Raw genomic sequence first — 19608 nt, forward strand, 5'->3', positions numbered from 1 at the left:
CGTGAAAGCTCTGTGGCGGTTCGTTCGGTATCACTTGATCGTGTTCGCGTCGGCCCTGGCGGCGATGGTCTCGCTGGCGGTGCTGGTCGCGGGCGTCCTGCTCGTCCCGGTGGGCGGAGCGGGGCTCGTCCTGGTGCCGCGCATGATGGCGGTGCTCCGCCGGTGGACCGAGTGGCAGCGCGCGCAGGCCGGCGCGGTGCTGGGGGTGGCCGTGCCGGCGCGCCCGGCGCCGCCCGCCGTGACCGGGGTGCGCGACCAGTGGCGGCAGCTCCTCGTGGGCACGCGGGCCAGGCGTGACCTGCGCTGGACGGCGCTGCACGTCGTCGTGGGCCTGCCCGCCGCGCTGGCCGCGCTCGGGGTGGCCGGGCTGCTGGTGAACCCCGTGCTGGAGGCCCCGCTGTGGTGGCTGTTCCCCGCCGACGACCCGCTGCGGCTGCTGGTGGCCCTCCCGGTCACCGGGTGGGAGCAGGCGATCGGCATGGGCGTCGCGCAGGTCGTCCTGGCCGCGCCGCTGGCCTGGTGGGCGCTGCCGCGGCTGGCCCGGCTGCACGCCCGCGCCTGCCTGGCCGCGCTCGCCCCCTCGGCGGCCGACCGGCTGGCCGAGCGGGTCGGCGAGCTGACCGAGAGCAGGTCCAACGTCCTCGACGCGCACGCCGCCGAGCTGCGCCGCATCGAGCGCGACCTGCACGACGGCACCCAGGCCCGGCTGGTCGCCATCGCGATGCGGCTGGCCATGGCCCGCGAGGCGCTCGACGACGACGGCGGGCCGGTCGGCCGGCTGCTGAAGGACGCGCACGAGGGCACCGAGGAGGCGATGACCGAGTTGCGGCAGGTGATCCGCACGATGTACCCGCCCGTTCTGGCCGACAGGGGGCTGGCCGGCGCGGTGGCCGCCGTGACGGCCAAGGCCGGCCTGCCCGTCGAGACGGACGTGAGCGGCCTCGGCGCCGTGCCCGCCGCGGTCGAGACGGCGGCCTACTTCATCGTGGCCGAGGCGGTCACGAACGCCACCAAGCACAGCGGCGCCGGCCACGTCACCGTACGGCTGGCGTCCGGACGCGTGCTGCGCATCGAGGTCTGCGACGACGGCAAGGGCGGCGTGGACGAGAGCCGCGGCACCGGCGTCACGGGCATCCGCAGGAGGGCCGCCGCACTCGACGGTACCTTGTCCATCGACAGCCCTCCCGGAGGGCCCACCCGTCTCGTCGTGGAGCTGCCGTGCGCGTCGTGATCGCCGAGGACAACGTCCTGCTGTCCACGGGGCTGGAACTGCTCCTGACCAGCAAGGACATCGAGGTGGCCGCGGTCGTGCCGGACGCCGGCGGCCTGCTGGACGCCGTCACCGAGCACCGGCCCGACCTGGTGATCGCCGACGTGCGGCTGCCGCCGTCGTTCCGCGACGAGGGCATCAGGGCCGCCGTCGCCCTCCGGCGCGCCGACCCCGCCCTGCCCATCCTGGTCCTGTCCCAGTACGTCGAGCGCATCTACGCCCGCGAGCTGCTGGCGCACGGCTCCGGCGGCGTCGGCTACCTGCTGAAGGACCGGGTCAGCCGGGTGAGCCAGTTCGTCGAGGACGTCCGCCGGGTGGCCGCGGGCGGCACGGTCATGGACCCCGAGGTCATCGCCCAGCTCATGGCCGGGCGGGGCCACGGCCTGGACAGCCTCACCGGCCGGGAGCGGGAGGTGTTGTCCTGGATGGCCCACGGCCTGAGCAACACCGAGATCGGCGAGCGGCTGACGATCACCGACAACGCGGTGCACAAGCACATCGGCAGCATCTTCGCCAAGCTCGGCCTGGCCGTCTCGGACGGCGGCCACCGCCGGGTGCTGGCCGTGCTGACCTTCCTCGACGACCAGTGACCCGCCTCCCCTACGCCGGGCCCAGGCGGGCGCGGACGGCCGCGTCCACGTCGGGCGGCAGCGGGCCCTTGCCGGCGGCGGCGACGTTGGCCCGCAGGTGTTCCGGCCGGGCCGAGCCGACGATCACCGCGTGCAGCTCCGGATGTCCGAGGATGAACCGGAGCAGCAGTTCGGTCACCGGCGCGCCGTCCGCCAGCTCCTCCAGGCGGGCGGCGGCGAGCCGGGCGTGGCGCTGCGCCAGCGGCCGGCGCACCGGCTCCGGCACGGCCGCGGGCGGCGGCGCGAGCGAGCGGGCCACCGCCCCGCGCGCGATCGTGCCCGCCCCGCTCGCCGCGGCGGCCCCGACCAGCCCTTCGTGGGAGCGGTCGAGCGCCGAGTAGGGCAGCAGGAACACGTCGAACGCGCCCGTCGCGATGTGCTCGGGAAGGTGCGGCAGCTCCCCCGACATGCCGGTGAAGCGGATCAGGCCCTCGTCCTGGAGTGCCCGCATCCCGGCGACGGTGTCCTCGGCCGCCATCACCGAGACGCTCGGGCTGAGGTGCACCATCAGGACGTCGAGATGGCCGGTGCGCATCCGGCGCAGGCTCCGCTCGACGCCCGCGCGCACGTTCGCCCCCGTGTAGTCGTGCGCGGGGTCGCCGTCCGTGAGGGAGCAGCCGCACTTGCCCGCCAGGACGAACTCGTCGCGGCGGTGGGCGATCCAGCGGCCGATGTGCTCCTCGGCGTCGCCGTAGTCGGGTGCGGTGTCGATGAGGTTCACCCCGGCGTCGAGGGCCTCGTTCAGCACGGCGCGGGCCGCGTCGTCGGACACCGGCGGGCCCCAGGCGCGGGGGCCGCGCAGCTCCATGGCGCCGTAGCCGAGGCGGCTCACGCGCAGGCCGGTGCGGCCGAGTGTGGTGGTGGGCAGGGTCATGTCAGTGCTTGGCGTAGTGGCCGGCGACGGCGGCGAAGGCGGCCTTGGGGTCCCAGGGCAGGCCGGGGTAGGCGGTGCCGGCGCGGTCCTCGTAGACCTTGACGACGCCGTAGCTGGCCAGGTCCAGGTCGTCGCGGGGGTCGCCGTCGGGGCGGTGCGGGTGGTCGCGCAGCGCGAAGGTGAACACGAAGGTGCTGTCCACGCCGGCGGCGTCGAAGATCTCCAGCAGCTCGCGCACGTACGCGGCCTGGCCCTCCTCGTCACGGGCGTGCTCGCCGGTCAGCCGGACGGGCTCGCGGGTGCTCGGGGCGTACTCGACGATCTCCAGGCCGAGCGCGCCCCGGTCGCCCGCGCCGCGGTAGGTCGCCGAGCCGAACTCGGTGATCGCGACCGGCCTGCCCTCCGCGACGAGGCCGCGCACGCCCTGCTCGAACACGTCCGCGATCTCGGCCGACCGGTAGAGGTCCACGGAGACGAGGTCGAACGGCGTCCAGTCGACGCCTTCGAGCGGCACGGAGGCGTAGGTCACCCGGCCGCCGAACCGCTCGCGCACGACGGCCACCGCCCGCCCGAGGAAGTCGTTGACCCGCGCGCGGACGCCGCCGACCAGCTCGCGCACCCGTTCCGGACGGCTCAGCAGGGCGACCCGCTCGTCGATGTCGTCTCCGGGCAGGAAGCCCTTGCTCATCAGGGACAGCTCGGCGCCGGCGACGAAGACCACCTCGGCGCCGCGCCGCCTGAGCCGTTCGGCGCGCTCGGCGCAGTCGGCGAACAGCGCCAGCATCTCCTCCTCGGTCAGCTCCAGCGGGTAGGGCGAGAACCAGACCTCCAGCCCGAGGTCGGCGGCGTGACCGGCGGCGATCTCCAGGCGGTCGGGGTCGCCGCCCATGACGCGGACGGCGGTGCAGTGCAGGTCGTCCCTGATGACGCGCATCTCGCGGGCCACCACGTCGGGGTCGAACCCCGGGTGGCCGATCGTCCCGTTGATGACGAAACCGGTGTCGTAGCTGATGCCTTTGGCACGCATGGGCGTTCCCTTCTCATTTACGGTACGGACCGTACCTTAGCCTATATGAGGTACGGTCGGTACCCTCAGACCGAGGAGGGTGGCGATGGCCGAGGCAGGCGGGCGGACACGGCGGCGCGGGGCCGCGCTGGAGGAGGCGATCCTGAGCGCGGCGGCCGCCGAGCTCACCGAGTCGGGGTTCGCCGGGCTGACCATGGACAAGGTCGCCGCCCGCGCCGGCACCAACAAGAACGCCATCTACCGCCGCTGGCCGGGCCGTCTGGCCCTCGGCGTCGCCGCCTACAAGCAGCTGGCCACGACGGTCTCGCCGCCCGACACCGGCGAGCTGCGCGGCGACGCCCTGGAGCTGCTGCGCCGGGCCAACCGCTACTGGAGCTCGCCGCTCGGCGCGATCCTGCGCGACCTGATCGCCGCCGCGGGCGGCGCCGCCGAGCTGCTGGCCCAGCTTCAGGAGCAGTCGGACGACGCGGTGGCCGCGCCCTGGCTGGCCGTCCTCGAACGGGCGGTGGCCCGCGGCGAGGCCGCCCCCGAGTCGCTGCGCCCGCGGGTCGCCACGGTGGCCATCGTGCTGCTGCGCAACGAGTTCGTGGTGCGGGGTGCGCCCAGCGCGCCCGACGACGTCCTCGTGGAGATCGTGGACGAGGTCTTCCTGCCGCTGGTCCGGCGAGGTCAGGACGCCTGAGGCAGGCTCACCAGAGCCGGTCGATCTCCCCGGGGTGGAGCTCGACGCGCGCGTGGTGGAACGACAGCCGGTGCGCCCGGCCGTGGGGCGAGGGGAAGTCGCCCATCGTGACCTTGTCGAACCCGGGCAGGTCGCTGGGGAAGGGCGCCTGCGGGGTGCCGCCGACCAGCACCGCGCCGGGGATCGCCGACCAGCCGGCGCTCTCGTAGAAGCCCTGGAGCGGCCGGTCGCAGGTGAACAGGGCGACGTCGAAGCCCGCGTCGGCGACGGCCGCGCGCGCGGCGGCCACCAGGCGGCGGCCGTGCCCCCGGCCGCGGGCCGCCTTCCTGGTCACCACGGTGCTCAGGCCCGCGGCGCGGAACCGGTGGCCGGCGTGGCTGAGGGTCTTGGACAGGATGTCCAGGGCGGCCAGGACCGTGCCCTCGTCGCGTCCGTCGCCCTCGTCGCGCCCGCCGCCCTCGTCGCCCTCGTCGCCCTCGTCGCGTCCGTCGCCCTCGTCGAGGAGGAGCATGGTGCGGGGGGCGAGGGCGGGGTCGTGCGCGGGGCCGCCGCCGGGCGCGGGGAAGTCGTGGCCGGGCCAGGCCTCCCGTTGCAGGTCGCGCACCTGGGCCAGCAGGTGCGCGGGCACGTCCGGCTCGGGGAACGACCTGATGGGCATGGTCCCGAGTGTGCCGCGCGACGGCTCCCCGGGCAAACGCGGGCCGGCCGGACGGGTCAGGGGTGGGCGGCGGGCGAGGGGCGGTTGTCGTCGTCCTGGCCGCCGGGCGTGGCCGCCAGGATGTCGGTCAGGACCGCCTGGATGCGTTCTGCGTCGGTGAGCAGGCTGCCGCTCAGCGCCCAGCCGGCCGGGTGGGCGACCTCGCCCTTCTGGATCTCCGTCGTCATCTGGTCGTGGATGCGGCTCGCCTGCGCCTCCGCCCGCCCGAGCAGGGTGCGGACCCTTCCCGGGTCCGGGTCGCGCCGTACGGTGGCCGTCACGGCATCGCCCAGCACGTCCAGGAGGTCGGCGTAGTCGCGGGCGTAGTCGGGGCTGACGTCGGTCGAGGGCCCGTCGTGATGTTCCAGGTGGGCCAGGGCGTGCACGATCGTGTGCACGTGCGCGGCCAGCGTGGTCAGCCGGCGCAGCACCTGCTCGTGGTCCTGGGCGGCCGTGACCGGGTGGAGGCTGTGGCGCAGGTTGTAGCGGCGGCTCTCCGCGCCGTCGGCCACGGCGGCGGCCGCGTCGGCCAGGTGCTCGTCCAGCCGGACGGCCTGGCGTTCCCAGTCGGGCAGCGCCGAGAGGTTCCACTCGTCCCGTAAGCCCTCGGCGACGGAGGTCAGCAGCGCGGCCGTCTCGCGGGCCAGGCGGCGGACGGCCGCGTCGGGCCGGTCGCGGTACAGCGGCGGCCACAGCACGCTGTTGACCACCGCCCCGCTCAGCGCGCCGATGGCCGTGGCCAGCACGTACGCCAGCAGGTAGCGCTCCTGGGAGGCGGCGGCGAAGGAGAGCAGCAGCACGGCGGTGGTGGCGACGTCGGAGCCGTGGTTGCCCATGCGGTGCCAGCGGGCGGCGACCAGCGCGGGCGGCACGACCAGGACCAGGCTCAGCACGCCCAGGCCGAGCAGGTGCCCGATGCTGCCGGCCAGGATGACCCCGGCGCCGACCGCGGCGACCCGGCGCAGGCCGTTGGTGAGCGTGCGGTACACGGTGGCGTGCACCATGATCACCGCGGTCGCGGGGGCGATCCAGGTGGCGCCGAGCGCCAGCAGCCGGCTGGCCGTCAGCCAGGCCAGCACCGCCGCCAGCGTCGCCTTGGCGATCTGCAGCGCCTGCAGCCGCTGGTACGACCCCCGCTTGGCCAGCCCGGCGGCCTGCCCGCGCACGTACGACAGCTCACGCTTGACGGCCGCGGACAACCGGCCACTCCAGCTCCGCCACATGACGTGACATTTACTCACATTTAGGGCAAGCCGCAAGCATCTCCCCGCCGGCGGGCCCACCCGCGCCGGCGTGAGAGGATCACGGGCCATGGAGATCATCGACAGCGGCCGGTTCGAGCCCGCCCCGGACGGTTCCGCCAACTTCGCCGAGCACCTGAGCGTGCCCGCGCTCAGCTTCGGCACGTACTCCATCCCGGCCGGCGCCGTCGACGGCCAGTCGCCGCACGCCGAGGACGAGATCTACGTCGTCACCAGCGGGCGCGCCTCCTTCACCGCGGGCGGCGTCACCGTCGAGGTCGGCCCCGGCACCACCCTGTTCGTCCCGGCCCGCGAGGAGCACCGCTTCCACGACGTCACCGAGGACCTGGTGACGCTGGTGTTCTTCGGGCCCGCCTACAGCGGCGTCCCCACGTCCTGACGCTCCCGGCCGTCAGGCGCGCGAACTCGTGGGCCGCGAGCGCGCCACGGGCGCGCCGGGCTGAGGAGACTGGAGGGCGGGAGCGGCCGGCCGGCCGTTCCCGTCGCGTGACCGTCGCCCACCGTTGCCGCCCGGCCCTGACGAGATGAGAGCCCTCATGACTGTCACCCCCGCCCAGCTGCGCGACCTCGCGCGCCGCGCCCAGGACCTCGCCGCCGAGGTGCGCTCGCTGTGCGACACCGAGCCCGCCGGGTCCCCCGAGGGCGACCAGCTCCGGGCCGCGCGGCACGCCGCCGACTGGCTGGACCGGGGCGGCGAGGACCTGCAACGGGCGGCCGGCGACCTGGCCCGGCTGCGGGCGCAGCGCGAGCAGGTCTGCGGCATGCCGTGGGGCGTCTGCCCCGAGCACGGCAACACCCTGTCCTACCGGGCGAACATCACCGAGTGCCGGGTCTGCCACCGCACCTGGCCGCAGGACCGGGCCGGCCGGCCCTGCCAGGAGCTGGTCCGGTGGAAGGTGACCGACCAGGCCGGGACGGTGACCAGGATGTGCGACGGGCACGTGCTCGGCGCCCGCGCCGTGCTGCACGGGGCCACCTTCACCCGGCTTGACGCCGAGGGCGCCCAGGCCTGAACCGGCCCGACAGGACGGTCGCGGTGTTGATCACCGAGACGTGGCTGTAGGCCTGCGGGAAGTTGCCGACCTGCCGGTGGTGCACGGTGTCGTACTCCTCCGACAGCAGGCCGACGTCGTTGCGCAGGCCGAGCAGCCGTTCGAACAGCTCGGTGGCCCGGCGCCGGCGGCCGGTCGCGGCCAGGGCGTCGGCCAGCCAGAAGGAGCAGGCCAGGAAGGTGCCCTCGCCGCCGGGCAGGCCGTCGACGTCCTCGGCCCGGTAACGCAGGACGAGACCGTCGTGGACCAGGTCGCGGGCGATCGCGTCCACGGTGCCGACGACGCGCGGGTCGCCGGGCGGCAGGAAGCCGAGGCGCGGGATGAGCAGCAGGGCCGCGTCCAGGCCGGTCGAGCCGTAGTACTGGGTGAAGGTGTTGCGTTCGGCGTCGTAGCCGTGGGCGCAGACGTCCTGGTGGATGCGTTCGCGCAGGGCGCGCCAGCGGCCGGCCGGGCCGTCGCGGCCGAACGCCTCGACGGCCTGGATCATGCGGTCGGCCGCGACCCAGGCCAGCACCTTGGAGTGCACGAACTGGCGGCGCGGCCCCCGGGTCTCCCACAGCCCGTTGTCCGGCTGGTCCCAGATGCCTTCGAGGTAGTTCATCAGGGCGTTCTGCAGGTCCCAGGCCTCGTCGTCGACGGCCAGGCCGGACCGGCGGGCCAGGTGCAGGCAGTCGAGGGTCTCGCCGTAGACGTCGAGCTGGAGCTGCCCGGAGGCGGCGTTGCCGACGCGTACCGGCTGGGACGCCTCGTAGCCCGACAACCAGTCGGCGGTCCATTCGGGGATGCGCCGGCCGCCCTCGACGGTGTACATGATCTGCAGGTCGGCGGGGTGCCCGGCGACGGCCCGCAGCAGCCATTCGCGCCAGGCGCGCGCCTCGGCGTCGTAGCCCGCGGTCATCATGGCCTGGAGGGTGAAGCTGGCGTCGCGCAGCCAGCAGTAGCGGTAGTCCCAGTTGCGCGGGCCGCCCAGCTGCTCGGGCAGCGAGGTGGTGGCGGCGGCGACGAGCCCGCCGGTGGGGGCGTAGGTGAGGGCCTTGAGGGTGAGCAGGCTCGTGCGGACGGCCTCGTCGTAGTCACCCTGGTAGCCGCACCGGCGGGCCCACTCGCGCCACAGCCGTTCGGTGTCGGCCAGCGCCTCGGGCGGGTCGACCGGTTCCGGGCGCGGCAGCCACGACTGCTGCCAGGTCAGCGCGAACGGCACCCGCTGCCCCTCCCCCACCGTGAAGGAGGCGGTGGTGCGGTGCCGGTCGGCGTCCGGGCACAGCTCGACCGGGGTGCGCAGCCAGGTGGCGTCGCCGCCGGCGACCGCGGCCAGCACGCCGGGCTCGTAGCGCAGCCACGGGACGTCGTGGCCGTAGTCGAAGCGCAGCACCAGTTCCATGGTCATCTCGACCCGGCCGCGCACGCCCTCGACGATGCGCACGACGTCGGGGGCCTCGCCGCGGGGCGGCATGAAGTCCACCACCCGGACGCTGCCGCCGGGGCCGTCCCAGGTGGTCTCCAGGATGAGGGTGCCCTCGCGGTAGCCGCGGGAGGTGGCCCGGCCGCCGCCGGCGGGGGCCAGCAGCCAGCGTCCGGCGGACGGGCCGTCGAGCAGCGCGGCGAAGCAGGCGGGCGAGTCGAAGCGGGGCAGGCACAACCAGTCGATCGAGCCGTCGCGGCCGACGAGCGCGGCGGTGTGCATGTCGCCGATCAGGGCGTAGTCCTCGATCCGCATCGGCGCCCGCTCCTTCCGTCAGGCCACGCGGTGGGGTTCGGCGGCGGCGGCGCGCAGCTCCAGCCCGTGGCCGGGGGCGTCGGGCCGGGGGCGGGCCAGGCCGCCGGAGGGGTCGGCGGCGCCGTCGAACAGGTCGGCCTCGATGCGCTGGTGGTCGTGGAACCATTCGACGTGACGCAGGTTGGCGGTGCTCGCGGCGGCCGGGAGGTGCAGGTTGGGCGCGCAGTGGGCGGACACCTGCAGGTTGTGGCCCGCGGCGATCGCGGCGGCGGCGAACCAGCCGGTGTAGCCGCCGCAGCGGGTGGCGTCGACCTGAAGGCAGTCGACGGCCTGGGCCTGGCACATGCGGGTGAAGTAGGCGGGGTCGCAGCCGTACTCGCCGGCGGTGACGTCGGGGGCGGCCCGCTCGCGGACGAGCCGCAGGCCCGGCAGGTCGTCGGAGGAGACGGGCTCCTCGAACCAGGTCACGTCGTGCTCGCGCATGCGCGCGGCCAGGCGGACGGCCTGTTTGGCGGTGTAGCCGCCGTTGGCGTCGACGTACAGCTCGGCCCGGTCGCCGATGACGCGCCGGGCCAGGGCCACGCGATGCAGGTCGCGGTCGGGGCGGGCGCCGGACGACTCGCCGATCTTGATCTTGACGCGGCCGATGCCCTGCTCGTGCACCCAGTGGGCGAGCTGGGCGGTGGTGGCCTCGTCGTCGTAGGTGGTGAAGCCGCCCGAGCCGTACAGGGGGACCTCGGGCCGGGCGGCGCCGAACAGGCGGGTCAGCGGCAGGCCGAGCAGGCGCGCCTTGAGGTCCCACAGCGCCACGTCGGCGGCCGAGACGGCGTAGCCGGCGACGCCGGGACGGCCCGCGTTCCGCACCTGCCGGACCATCGCGGCGTGCAGGGCGGGGATGTCGGCGGCGTCCGCGCCGGTCAGCACGCCGGCCAGCAGCTCGGTGACGACCGAGGCGGCGGCGGCCGGGGCGTAGGTCCAGCCGGTGCCGGTGACGCCCGCGGCGGCCAGGGTGACGACGACCATGGTGGTGGACCGCCAGGCCAGCGTGCCGTCGCCTTCCGGCTGGTCGGTGGGGATGCGGTAGGCGGCGGCCCCGGCGTTCTCGATCGTGCTCATGACCTCCCTGGCCCTACCCGGTGGCTCCCGGGATGACGCATCGGCCGCCTTTTAAGCAACCTGAATTGCCTGTTCCGGGGGCGGACGCCTAGGGTGGCTGGAATGTCAGTCAAGGAGCCCGCGGACGCGCTCGCGGCCGTGGTCGCGCTGCGCCGCCTGGCCGACCAGCTGGAGGACGCCGCCGTGGAGCAGGCGATGCGGGCGGGCTGGAGCTGGCCGCAGGTGGCCGAGGCGCTCGGCGTCACCCGCCAGGCGGTCCACAAGAAGCACGCCAAGCGGCTCATCGCGGCCGGGGTCGAGCTGAGGAGGCGGGCATGAGCGGCGCGTTCGACCGCTACCTGCACGACGTGCTGGTCCGGGGGGAGGCCGAGGCGCGCGCGGAGAGCTCCCCCACGATCGAGGCCCACCACGTGCTGCTGGCCATGGCGGCGCCGCAGGACACCGCGGCGCGGCCGATCCTGGCCGAGGCCGGGCTCGACCAGGCGGGGGTGCGGGCGGCGTTGCGGCGGGAGTTCGAGCACAGCCTCGCCGCGGCCGGGGTGTCGGCGGCCGCCTTCGACCTGCGTTCGACGCCCGACCCCGAGCGGCGGCCGCAGCTCGGGGCGTCGGTCAGGCTGGCGATCGAGCGGCTTGCCGCCACTTGCCGCAAGAAGGACCTGCGGCCGGTTCACGTGCTGCTCGGCGTCCTGCAGGCCGAGGTGGGCACGGTCCCGCGGGCGCTGGCCCTGGCGGGGGTCGACCGCGCCGCGCTGGCCGAGCGCGCCCGCGCGGCCCTGTAGATTCCGCGCGAATCTTTTTCCCGGCGATGTCGATCCGGGCCTCCGCCTTTCGTGTAGAGGGCAGAAGGAGGCATGACGACATGACCGAGACGAAGACATTGGTGACCGGGTTGTGCGTGGGCGAGTCGCCGCGCTGGCACGAGGGCCGGCTGTGGTTCTCCCACTGGGGGGTGCAGGAGATCGTCGCCGTCACCCCGGACGGCGAGCGCGAGGTGGTCGCCCGCGGCCCGAAACCCGCCGGGTTCTGCCTCGGCTGGCTGCCCGACGGCCGCCTGCTGGTGACCGGCGAGCACGAGCTGCTGCGCGTGGAGCCGGACGGCACGACGTCCGTCCACGCCGACCTGGGCGCGCTGCCGCCCGGGCCGAACGAGGTCGTCGTGGACGGCCGCGGCCGGATCTACGTGAACTGCGTCGGCTTCGACTTCGGCCGGGCCGACTTCGCGCCCGGCGTGATCGCGCTGGTCGGCCCCGACGGCGAGGCCCGGGTGGTCGCCGAGGACCTGTACTTCCCCAACGGGATGGCGGTGACCCCGGACGGCTCCACGCTGGTCGTGGCCGAGTCCTGGACGCGGCGGCTGACGGCGTTCGACATCGGCGCGGACGGCGGGCTGTCCGGCCGGCGGGTGTGGGCGCCCATCGGCGGCGACGGCATCTGCATGGACGCCGAGGGCGCGATCTGGACCCAGGTGGACGACGAACAGGGGGCCGCCTGCGTACGGGTGCGCGAGGGCGGCGAGGTGACCGACCGGATCGAGCTCGACCGGGCCTGCTTCGCCGCCGCGCTCGGCGGCCCGGACGGCCGGACCTTGTTCATGACGGTCGCGGTGTTCCCGGGCGTCGAGCGGATGGGGGAGATGTTCGCCGGCCGGACAGGCGAGGTCAGGACGGCCGACGTGACCGTCCCCGGGCTCGTCTGAGCCGGTGGGGCCCGCGCCGTCAGCCGAAGTCGGCCAGGGGCCTGCGCCGTCAGCCGAAGTCGGCCTGGAACCCGCGCAGTCAGCCGAAGTCGGCCTGGAACAGCTCGGCGCAGGTCCCCAGGAAGTCGCCCCAGTCGCCGTTCACGTTGGCGACCAGGGTGTGGCGGCCCTGCCGGTCGCCCATCGCGTATGTCATCGACCCCTGGATGTAGCCGCCCCCGCCCCAGAGCGTGACCCCGGACGGGAAACGCTGGGAGTAGACGCCGAGCCCGTACCGGGTGTCGGGCACCCAGCCGGCGCCTTCGGTGGGCACGGTGGTGAACATCTCCTCCTGCTGCGCGGGCGGGAGCAGCCGCCCGCCCAGCAGTGCGGCCAGGAAGCGGTGGAGGTCGGCCGTGGTCGAGACCATGCCGCCGGCGGCCCAGGCCCATGACAGGTCGGCGCCGGTCACGTCGTGGCGGGCCGTATCCTGGCCGGTCTCGTCCTGGCCGGAGTAGTGGCGGGCGTGCGGGTCGCGCAGCCCTTCGCCGGCCGCGGGCAGGTACGTCCCGGTCAGCCCCAGCGGGGCCGCGACGCGGCGGTCGATCTGCTCGGCGAGCGTCGAGCCGGACGCCGCCTCGATGATCATCCCGGCCAGGTTGTAGTTGACCTTGGAGTAGACGAACCGCTCGCCCGGCTTCCCGGCGGGCGGGGTCTCCTGGCCCGGGAGCGCGTCCGGCAGGCCGCTGGTGTGGTTGAGCAGCAGCCGCAGGGTGATGCGGGCGGCGTCGGCGCCGGGGAAGTGCTCCTCGACGACGCCGGGCAGCCAGGTGGTCACGGGGGCGTCCAGGGCCAGGTCGCCGTCGGCCGCCAGGCCCAGCACGACGGTCCCGACGAACGCCTTGGTGAAGCTGCCGATGCGGAAGTGCTCGCCGGGGCCGCGGGGGCGGCCGGTCTCCAGGTCGGCCACGCCCGCGGCGCCGAACCACGGCGGGTCGTCGCCGTCCCGGACCTCGGCCACGACGCCGGGCCCGCGGTCGCCGGCCACCAGCCGGTCGAGCACCTGCCGCAACCTCGGACGATCGGCGTGATTCATGGACATGCTGCCTCCAGCGACACGAAGGGGATTCGCGAACGCAAGCAACCGTAGTTGACTATCGGGGACATAGTCAACTGCGGTTGCTTATCAGCGGCAGGCGGCGTGCGGCGGGCCGGGTCAGGCGTCGCGGCGGGCCGAGGCGATCAGCCGCATCAGCGCGGCGTGCAGGTCCTGGAGCTCGTCGAGGTCCATGCCGAGCCGGGCGACGATGGCCGGCGGGATCTTCTCCGCCTCGGCCCTGAGCTGCCGGCCGGCGGGCGTCAGGGTGACGGCCAGCGCGCGCTCGTCCTTGCTGTTGCGCTCGCGGTGGACGTAGCCCAGCGCCTCCAGCCGCTTGAGCAGCGGGGACAACGTGCCGGGGTCGAGCTGCAGGAGCTCGCCCAGCTCCTTGACCGACAGCGGTTCCTGCTGCCAGAGGGCCAGCATCACCAGGTACTGGGGGTGGGTCAGCCCGAAAGGCTGCAGGAGCGGCCGGTAGAGGCCGATCACGCTGCGCGAGGCGATGCTGAGGGCGAAGCACACCTGCCGGTCGAGCGCCAGCAGGTCTGTCGCCTCTGTCACAGGCTCCATGCGTGTACGCCTCCGATGCCGTCTGGTAACTTACTTTGTGTACAAACTAATAGCCTGCAAATCGATGCCACACAAATCGTACCCGTGGCCGGGCCGCCGAAAGAGGGACACCTCATGTTTCACCGCAAGCCGCTGGAGGAGCGCATCGCCGAGCGTCAGGCCAAACTGCCTCCGCTGAAGGAGGGCAAGCACTTCGAGCACGGCCCGGCCAAGTTCGTGTTCGTCACGCTGCTGGTCGTGGTGGTGGTCACGCACCTCGTCGGTCTGGCCATCGTCATGCACTTCGCCTGATCTGCCGGGAACATCCCGGCGGCGGCCGCCGTTACATCCCTCGTGGCCGGTGTGCCCAGTGTCCCCGGGCCTCACCTATCGCCTTCGCGGACTACCGTTCGGCTGGAGCCGCGTTGTGCCCCTCGCCGAGAGGCGACACGCACACCGGTGCCCACGCGTTGAGGGCCCCCCGCCCGTCCCGGCGGGGGGCCCTCGCGCGTGTCAGGGCTCGGAAGGCCCGGCTCAGGCACGCGGCCAGGGGCGCCCGGCCAGGCGTTCGATGTCGGTGTTGAAGCGCCTGAGGTAGGCGGCGAAGGCGGCGACGTCCTCCGGCGACCAGTCGGCCATCACCTTCTCCAGGCCGCGCACGTTTCTCTCGCGCTCCTCGGTGAGGCTGCGCTCGCCCTCCGGGGTGAGGCGGAACTTGCGGGCGATGCCGCCCTCGGGGTCGGGGATGCGTTCGACCAGGCCGGCGCGCAGGAGGGCCGAGGTGTGCCGGTTGAGGGTGGAGACGTCCAGGCCGAAGGCGTCGCTGAGCTGCCCGATGGACATCGGGCCCGAGCCGTGCAGCCGTCGCAGCAGGAGGTGGGCACTGCGGTCGTAGTGCCGGTGCCGGCCGAGCAACATCGTCTCGAACTCGATGAGATGTGTGGGCTTTTCCATCCCAATCCCCCCTTTCGCGAGATATGTGCACCTTACATGAATTGTGTACGTAACACATGATGTGTAGCGTGCACATCCTTCGACGACGGGAGAACAACGTGGGGGGCTCCACATCCACCGCCCGCCCCGGCGGCATCGTCAGCGTGATGGCGGTGGCCGGCATCGTCGCCTCGCTCATGCAGACCCTGGTCGTGCCGCTGATCGGCGAGCTGCCGCGGCTGCTGCACAGCACCGCCTCCGACGCCTCCTGGGTGATCACCGCCACCCTGCTGGCCGGCGCGGTCGCCACGCCGGTCACCGGACGCCTCGGCGACCTGTACGGCAAGCGCCGCATGATGCTCGTCTGCACCGCGCCGCTGATCGCCGGGTCGGTGATCTGCTCGCTGGCCGGGTCGCTCGCCCCCATGATCGTCGGGCGCGGGTTACAGGGCATGGGCATGGGCCTGATCCCGCTCGGCATCAGCGCCCTGCGCGACCTGCTGCCGCCCGACCGGCTCGGCCCCTCGATCGCGCTGATGAGCTCGTCCATGGGCATCGGCGGGGCCCTCGGCCTGCCGGTCGCGGCCGCGGTCGCCGAGTACGCGAGCTGGCGGGTGCTGTTCTGGGGCTCGGCCGTGCTGAGCGTGCTGATCGCGGTGCTGATCCGGGTGCTGGTGCCGCCTGCTCCCCCGCTGCCCCGCGCGGGCGCGGCCGGGCGGCTGGACGTGCCGGGCGCGCTCGGCCTCGGCGCGGGGCTGGTGTGCCTGCTGCTGGGGGTCTCCAAGGGCGCCGACTGGGGCTGGGCGAGCGCCACCACGCTCGGCCTGCTGGGCGCGGCCGCGCTGGTCCTGCCGGCGTGGGCCTTGTGGGAACTGCGCGCCGCGGAGCCGCTGGTGGACCTGCGGGTGACCGCCCGGCGGCAGGTGCTGCTGACCAACCTCGCCTCCATCATGGTCGGCTTCTCGATGTACGCCCAGGCGCTGATCGTCATGCAGATCCTCCAGCTCCCCGCGGCCACCGGCTACGGGCTGGGCCAGTCGATGCTGGCCGCCGGCCTGTGGATGGCCCCCTCCGGCCTGATGATGATGGTGGTCTCGCCGCTCGGCGCCCGGCTGTCGGCCGCCCGCGGCCCGAAGGTCACCCTGATCGCCGGGAGCCTGGTCATGGCGCTCGGCTACGGCTCCTCCATGGGCCTGCTGGGCTCGGCCTGGGGCATGCTGGTCGTCACCTGCGTGTGCAGCCTCGGCGTCGGCCTGGCCTACGGGGCGATGCCCGCCCTCATCATGGGCGCGGTGCCCCGGTCGGAGACGGCCGCGGCCAACAGCTTCAACACGCTGATGCGCTCGATCGGGACGACGGTCTCGGCGGCGGTCGTCGGCGTGATCCTGTCGCAGCTGACGATCCGGCTGGGCGGGCACACGCTGCCGTCGGAGGCCGGCTTCCGTACCGGGATGCTGGTCGGCTGCGGGGCGGCGCTGGCCGCGGCGGCCGTCACCATGGCGCTGCCGGGCCGTCCCGATGGCCGGGCGGCCGGGGACGAGGCCGCCGCGGCGGCCTCACCCGCCCGCCGCTGACGGCGGACGGAGCCGGTCGCCGCGGGCGACCGTCGGGGCCGACCGTCGGGACCGACCTTCGGGACCGACCTTCGGGACCGACCTTCGGGACCGACCGCCGGGACCGCGGCGGTTCGGACGGCTCAGCCGGTGAGGTCGCTCTTGTAGAAGACGGTGGCCCGGAACTCGTCGGGGCTGCCGCTGATCTTGCTGGAGAAGCCGAACGCCAGGCGCGGCCCGTCCGACGATCGCCAGATCGCCATTCCCTGAGGCTCGCGACCGGGCAGGGACTCCCCCGCCCTCGTCCGGTAGACCTCCTCCACCGAGGCCCCGGCCTTGTTCATGTCGAGACGGACCAGGTAGGAGGGCTTGGCCGGGTCCGTGGGCCTGGCGGGCGGACCGCCGTAGGAGAGGTACACGTACTGGCCGTACGAGGTCACGCCCTGGAAGTGGTCGGATTCGGCGAGGCCGAGCTGGGCGTTGGTCGGCAGAGCGCGCTTGGCGAGGACGGGAGTGGTGTCGCTGATGCCCTTGCCGATGACCGCGGGAAGGTCGAACAGCGCGAGGCGCCACGGGCTCGTCGTTCCCATGTAGCGGACGAGCAACCGGTTGGTGTAGGGATCGATCGAGGGTCTCGGACAGTCCCGGAAGTCGGAGAGGCCGATCGGGAACTCCCGAACCCCCGCGTCCTTGTAGGCGAGCGCGCCCCCGTCCCGGTACTTGACGCGGCAGATCGTGTGGCTGTTCGGGGCCGCGCCGGAGGACAGGCTCCGCCAGTCGCCCGCGAGCCAGACATAGGGGGATTCGGCCGTGTCCGGCTGGATCGCCATCGACGAGCCGTGATCGAACCCGTGCAGCGCCATGGCGCCCAGCACCTTGCCGTGCAGGTCGGTCCTGGTCACCCAGAGGTCGCCGTTCGTGCTGCCGACCTTGGTCTGCACGAAGTAGATGTGCCCGTGGACGTGGTCGAAGGCGAAGGACTGCATCGCCCAGTAGGGCTGGTGGAGTGTGGCCCGTACGACGGGGTCGCCGCCGGCCCCCTCGAAGACGAAGCGCTGCGATGCCGGGACGGTCGCGTACGCCGGTTCGGTCGCGAACAGCGAGAGGCCGCCGCCCGCGGTGGCGGCCGCCACCCCCGCCCCGGTTCGAAGGAGCGCGCGACGGCTCACGGCAGATGTTCCGCTGATGTGGGGACTTTCACGCAAGTGCATCACCCTGCTGGTCGTTCGGCCATTGTGGTGGATCAAGATCAACCTAGCGGTCGGACCGAGGGGCGTCGAAGACGGCGACCGAACGAGCGGAGCGGCTCCGGCCTCTTGAATTACCCACACTATTGGTAGGAAAGTTAGGCAATACCGGTTCTCGTCACTGGGAGGAAAACGGTGCCCTTGCCTGATTTCCTGATCGCGGGCGTGCCCAAAGCGGGGACGACGGCGCTGCACACCGCGCTGCACCCGCACCCCGACCTGTTCCTGTCGCCCATCAAGGAGCCGAAGTTCTTCCTCACCGACGGGCCACCGCCCGGACGAGGCGGACCGGGCGACGCCGAGACCTACCGGGAACACGTCTGGCGGCGCGCGGACTACGAGGCGCTGTTCGCCGCCGCTCCCCCCGGCACCCTCGCCGGCGAGTCCACCCCCTTCTACCTGTACGACCTGGACGCCCAACGCCGCATCCGGGAGACGATCCCGCACGTCCGGCTCATCGTGAGCCTGCGCGACCCGGTCGAGCGCGCCCACTCCAACTGGACCCACCTGTGGTCGGCCGGCCTGGAGCCGATCGGCGACCTCGTCCGCGCCTGCGAGGCCGAGCCGGAGCGCATCGCGGCCGGATGGGCGCACTTCTGGCACTACACCGCCCTCGGCCGGTACGGCGGGCAGCTCGCCCACCTGTTCACCCTGTTCCCCCGCGACCAGGTGCTGATCTTCCGTTACCGGGACATCGTGGACCGTCCGGCCGAGACCCTCGACCGCATCTGCGGCTTCCTCGGCGTGCGGCAGGGCCTGCTCACCGGCGTCCCGAGGGAGAACGTGACCGCGCACCCGGACCCCGGCGCGCGGCACGCGTTGCTGTCCGCCCTGCGCCGCGCCCTGCCCGCGTCCCTGTCCGGGCCGCTGGAGCGGCTGCTCCAGCGGCGCGGCCGGGCCCGCCGGCCGCTGGAGTGGGCGCAGCGGCAGCGGCTGATCCCCTACTTCGCGGCGGACGTCGAGCTGCTCCAGCAGGTCACCGGCGAGGACTTCAGCGACTGGCTGCGACCGCGGGAACGTTCGGGCGGACTGGTCGGCAGCCGGCCGCCCGGCCAGCGCCAGGCCAGAAACGGCCGCGCCCCCTGACCACGGGACCCCTGCCCCCGGGACCCCGGGACCCCTGACCGCGGGAGCGCTGACCGCGCCGCCGACCCGGGACCTGGCCGGGACCTGGCTGGGCAGCGGGGCGGGCAGCGGGGTGGTCAGCGGGGTGGTCAGTGGGGCGGGCGGAGTTCTGTGCGCAGGTCGTGGGCGCCGTCGGCGCGTGTGTACTCGTAGTAGAGGCGCAGGGCGCCGTCCGGCAGGTCGACGAAGGTGAGGTAGCGCAGGCCGCCGCCGTGGTGCGGCGACATCGCGGCGGGCCGGTCGCCCAGGGCGGCCAGCGCGTCGGGGTCGGCGCCCACGGCCACGCCGGTACGCTCCTCGTAGTTCTCCTCCGCGCTGCCGCGTCCGTCGTAGAAGGCCACGACCCGGTCGCCGTCGAAGCGCACGGCGCTGATCCGGACGCCGCGGGCGTCCCACAGGCCGGGGCGGCCGGTCAGGGCGGTGCCGTGCCAGGTCCAGTCCAGGCCGTCGGCGCTGGTGGCGTAGTCGGTCACCATCCGGTCGGCCTCGTCGGGGTCGGCCAGCGGGTGGCAGGAGGCCCACAGGTGCCACACGTCGCCGCGCCGTACGATCACGGTGTCCTTGACCCCGGTCTTGGGGTCGCCGGGCAGCACCGTCGTGCGGGTGCGCGGGTCGAACGCGGCGGGGTCGGCGGCCTCGACGACCTCCACCCGCCAGTGCTTGGTGCCGGGCGTGGCGCAGCTCAGGTACAGCCGCCAGCGTCCCTGCGGGGTGCGGACCAGGGCGGGCCGCTCCAGCGACTCGGCGTCCATCTCCTCGCGGGTGATCGTGGTCAGCGGCTCGAAACGCTCGCCGTCGGACGAGCGGGCGACGACGACCGCGTACCCGCGGCCCTCGCCGACCGGACGGCGCAGACGGTAGGCGAGGTAGATCAACCCGTCCGCGGCGACGGCGCTCGGCGCCCCGGCCCAGTGGCCGTGCGCCGGGACCGGCGGCTCGACCGCCACGACGGCGCGGCCGGGATCGGGGAGCAGGGCGTTCTCGTCGATCGACATGGAACCGAGGCTAGGCCAGGACGTGGAGCCGGACATGGCTGCTTACCTCTCCTTGGGATTATCCTTATTACCTATAGACTTTATGGGGTTATGGCCGTCCGCCGCG

The 19608-nt window shown here is 73.9% G+C and carries 22 protein-coding genes; 11 read left to right on the forward strand and 11 right to left on the reverse strand.

Going from position 1 to position 19608, the window contains the following annotated elements:
• Positions 1-40 precede the first annotated feature (40 nt).
• The gene (locus ABT158_RS42555; protein ID WP_352363635.1) at positions 41-1231 is read left to right on the forward strand and encodes a sensor histidine kinase; all 1191 of its coding nucleotides are present in this window, start codon (positions 41-43) and stop codon (positions 1229-1231) included.
• Positions 1219-1860, forward strand: coding sequence for a response regulator transcription factor (locus tag ABT158_RS42560; RefSeq protein WP_352363637.1), 642 nt, complete (start codon positions 1219-1221; stop codon positions 1858-1860). The genes ABT158_RS42555 and ABT158_RS42560 overlap by 13 nt, the downstream gene beginning before the upstream one ends.
• Positions 1861-1870: 10 nt before the next feature.
• Here ABT158_RS42560 and ABT158_RS42565 read toward each other — a convergent pair whose 3' ends face one another.
• Positions 1871-2773 carry an aldo/keto reductase gene (locus tag ABT158_RS42565; RefSeq protein WP_352363639.1) on the reverse strand — a complete coding sequence of 301 codons (903 nt, stop codon included), beginning with the start codon at positions 2771-2773 and terminating at the stop codon, positions 1871-1873.
• Between the two features lies 1 nt (position 2774).
• Positions 2775-3800: a glycoside hydrolase family 113 protein gene (locus ABT158_RS42570; protein ID WP_352363641.1), complete on the reverse strand. Its 1026-nt coding sequence runs from the start codon at positions 3798-3800 to the stop codon at positions 2775-2777.
• An 85-nt stretch (positions 3801-3885) separates the two neighbouring features.
• Here ABT158_RS42570 and ABT158_RS42575 point away from each other — a divergent pair, with 85 nt between their 5' ends.
• Positions 3886-4482: a TetR/AcrR family transcriptional regulator gene (locus ABT158_RS42575; RefSeq protein ID WP_352363643.1), complete on the forward strand. Its 597-nt coding sequence runs from the start codon at positions 3886-3888 to the stop codon at positions 4480-4482.
• A gap of 7 nt (positions 4483-4489) precedes the next feature.
• Here ABT158_RS42575 and ABT158_RS42580 read toward each other — a convergent pair whose 3' ends face one another.
• Positions 4490-5140: a GNAT family N-acetyltransferase gene (locus tag ABT158_RS42580; RefSeq protein ID WP_352363645.1), complete on the reverse strand. Its 651-nt coding sequence runs from the start codon at positions 5138-5140 to the stop codon at positions 4490-4492.
• Positions 5141-5196: 56 nt separating this feature from the next.
• Positions 5197-6378 carry an FUSC family protein gene (locus ABT158_RS42585; RefSeq protein ID WP_352363647.1) on the reverse strand — a complete coding sequence of 394 codons (1182 nt, stop codon included), beginning with the start codon at positions 6376-6378 and terminating at the stop codon, positions 5197-5199.
• Positions 6379-6490: 112 nt separating this feature from the next.
• Here ABT158_RS42585 and ABT158_RS42590 point away from each other — a divergent pair, with 112 nt between their 5' ends.
• Positions 6491-6820, forward strand: coding sequence for a cupin domain-containing protein (locus ABT158_RS42590; RefSeq protein WP_352363649.1), 330 nt, complete (start codon positions 6491-6493; stop codon positions 6818-6820).
• Positions 6821-6977: 157 nt separating this feature from the next.
• Entirely contained in the window at positions 6978-7454 is a 477-nt protein-coding gene (locus ABT158_RS42595; protein ID WP_352363651.1) for a hypothetical protein, read from the forward strand.
• On the opposite strand, the gene ABT158_RS42600 is transcribed toward ABT158_RS42595, so the two are convergent.
• Both ABT158_RS42600 and ABT158_RS42605 read right to left on the reverse strand, forming a co-directional pair.
• Positions 7420-9210, reverse strand: a complete 1791-nt coding sequence (locus ABT158_RS42600; protein ID WP_352363653.1) for a glycoside hydrolase family 15 protein — start codon at positions 9208-9210, stop codon at positions 7420-7422. The two genes, ABT158_RS42595 and ABT158_RS42600, sit on opposite strands and share 35 nt — an antisense overlap.
• 18 nt (positions 9211-9228) lie before the next feature.
• Positions 9229-10326 (reverse strand): enolase C-terminal domain-like protein, encoded by a 1098-nt coding sequence (locus tag ABT158_RS42605; protein WP_352363655.1) that lies wholly within the window; start codon positions 10324-10326, stop codon positions 9229-9231.
• A 102-nt stretch (positions 10327-10428) separates the two neighbouring features.
• Here ABT158_RS42605 and ABT158_RS42610 point away from each other — a divergent pair, with 102 nt between their 5' ends.
• The 3 genes from ABT158_RS42610 to ABT158_RS42620 all read left to right on the forward strand — a co-directional run bounded on the left by ABT158_RS42610 (position 10429) and on the right by ABT158_RS42620 (position 12022).
• Positions 10429-10644, forward strand: coding sequence for a hypothetical protein (locus ABT158_RS42610; RefSeq protein WP_352324434.1), 216 nt, complete (start codon positions 10429-10431; stop codon positions 10642-10644).
• Entirely contained in the window at positions 10641-11105 is a 465-nt protein-coding gene (locus ABT158_RS42615) for a Clp protease N-terminal domain-containing protein (protein WP_352363657.1), read from the forward strand. Before ABT158_RS42610 ends, ABT158_RS42615 begins: the two co-directional genes overlap by 4 nt.
• An 80-nt stretch (positions 11106-11185) precedes the next feature.
• Complete coding sequence (locus ABT158_RS42620) at positions 11186-12022, forward strand: SMP-30/gluconolactonase/LRE family protein (protein ID WP_352363659.1); 837 nt, start codon at positions 11186-11188, stop codon at positions 12020-12022.
• A 79-nt stretch (positions 12023-12101) separates the two neighbouring features.
• Here the strand turns inward: ABT158_RS42620 and ABT158_RS42625 are convergent, their stop codons facing one another.
• Together ABT158_RS42625 and ABT158_RS42630 are read right to left on the reverse strand one after the other, a co-directional pair.
• Complete coding sequence (locus tag ABT158_RS42625) at positions 12102-13103, reverse strand: serine hydrolase domain-containing protein (protein ID WP_352363661.1); 1002 nt, start codon at positions 13101-13103, stop codon at positions 12102-12104.
• Positions 13104-13217: 114 nt separating this feature from the next.
• Positions 13218-13670, reverse strand: coding sequence for a MarR family winged helix-turn-helix transcriptional regulator (locus ABT158_RS42630; protein WP_364334850.1), 453 nt, complete (start codon positions 13668-13670; stop codon positions 13218-13220).
• Between the two features lie 114 nt (positions 13671-13784).
• Between ABT158_RS42630 and ABT158_RS42635 the strand changes: the two genes are divergently transcribed.
• Entirely contained in the window at positions 13785-13961 is a 177-nt protein-coding gene (locus ABT158_RS42635; protein ID WP_189650423.1) for a hypothetical protein, read from the forward strand.
• Between the two features lie 222 nt (positions 13962-14183).
• Here ABT158_RS42635 and ABT158_RS42640 read toward each other — a convergent pair whose 3' ends face one another.
• Positions 14184-14603 carry a MarR family winged helix-turn-helix transcriptional regulator gene (locus ABT158_RS42640; RefSeq protein WP_352363665.1) on the reverse strand — a complete coding sequence of 140 codons (420 nt, stop codon included), beginning with the start codon at positions 14601-14603 and terminating at the stop codon, positions 14184-14186.
• Between the two features lie 98 nt (positions 14604-14701).
• Between ABT158_RS42640 and ABT158_RS42645 the strand changes: the two genes are divergently transcribed.
• Positions 14702-16156 (forward strand): MFS transporter, encoded by a 1455-nt coding sequence (locus ABT158_RS42645; protein ID WP_352363667.1) that lies wholly within the window; start codon positions 14702-14704, stop codon positions 16154-16156.
• A 122-nt stretch (positions 16157-16278) separates the two neighbouring features.
• On the opposite strand, the gene ABT158_RS42650 is transcribed toward ABT158_RS42645, so the two are convergent.
• The gene (locus ABT158_RS42650; protein ID WP_352363669.1) at positions 16279-17304 is read right to left on the reverse strand and encodes a hypothetical protein; all 1026 of its coding nucleotides are present in this window, start codon (positions 17302-17304) and stop codon (positions 16279-16281) included.
• A 213-nt stretch (positions 17305-17517) separates the two neighbouring features.
• On the opposite strand from ABT158_RS42650, the gene ABT158_RS42655 reads away from it, so the two are divergent.
• On the forward strand, positions 17518-18468 hold the full coding sequence (locus ABT158_RS42655) for a sulfotransferase family protein (RefSeq protein ID WP_352363671.1): 951 nt from the start codon (positions 17518-17520) through the stop codon (positions 18466-18468).
• Between the two features lie 128 nt (positions 18469-18596).
• On the opposite strand, the gene ABT158_RS42660 is transcribed toward ABT158_RS42655, so the two are convergent.
• Positions 18597-19502: a glycoside hydrolase family protein gene (locus tag ABT158_RS42660; RefSeq protein WP_352363673.1), complete on the reverse strand. Its 906-nt coding sequence runs from the start codon at positions 19500-19502 to the stop codon at positions 18597-18599.
• Positions 19503-19608 lie beyond the last annotated feature (106 nt).

The sequence above is a fragment of the Nonomuraea sp. NPDC001636 genome (assembly GCF_040298265.1).
Classification (GTDB): domain Bacteria; phylum Actinomycetota; class Actinomycetes; order Streptosporangiales; family Streptosporangiaceae; genus Nonomuraea.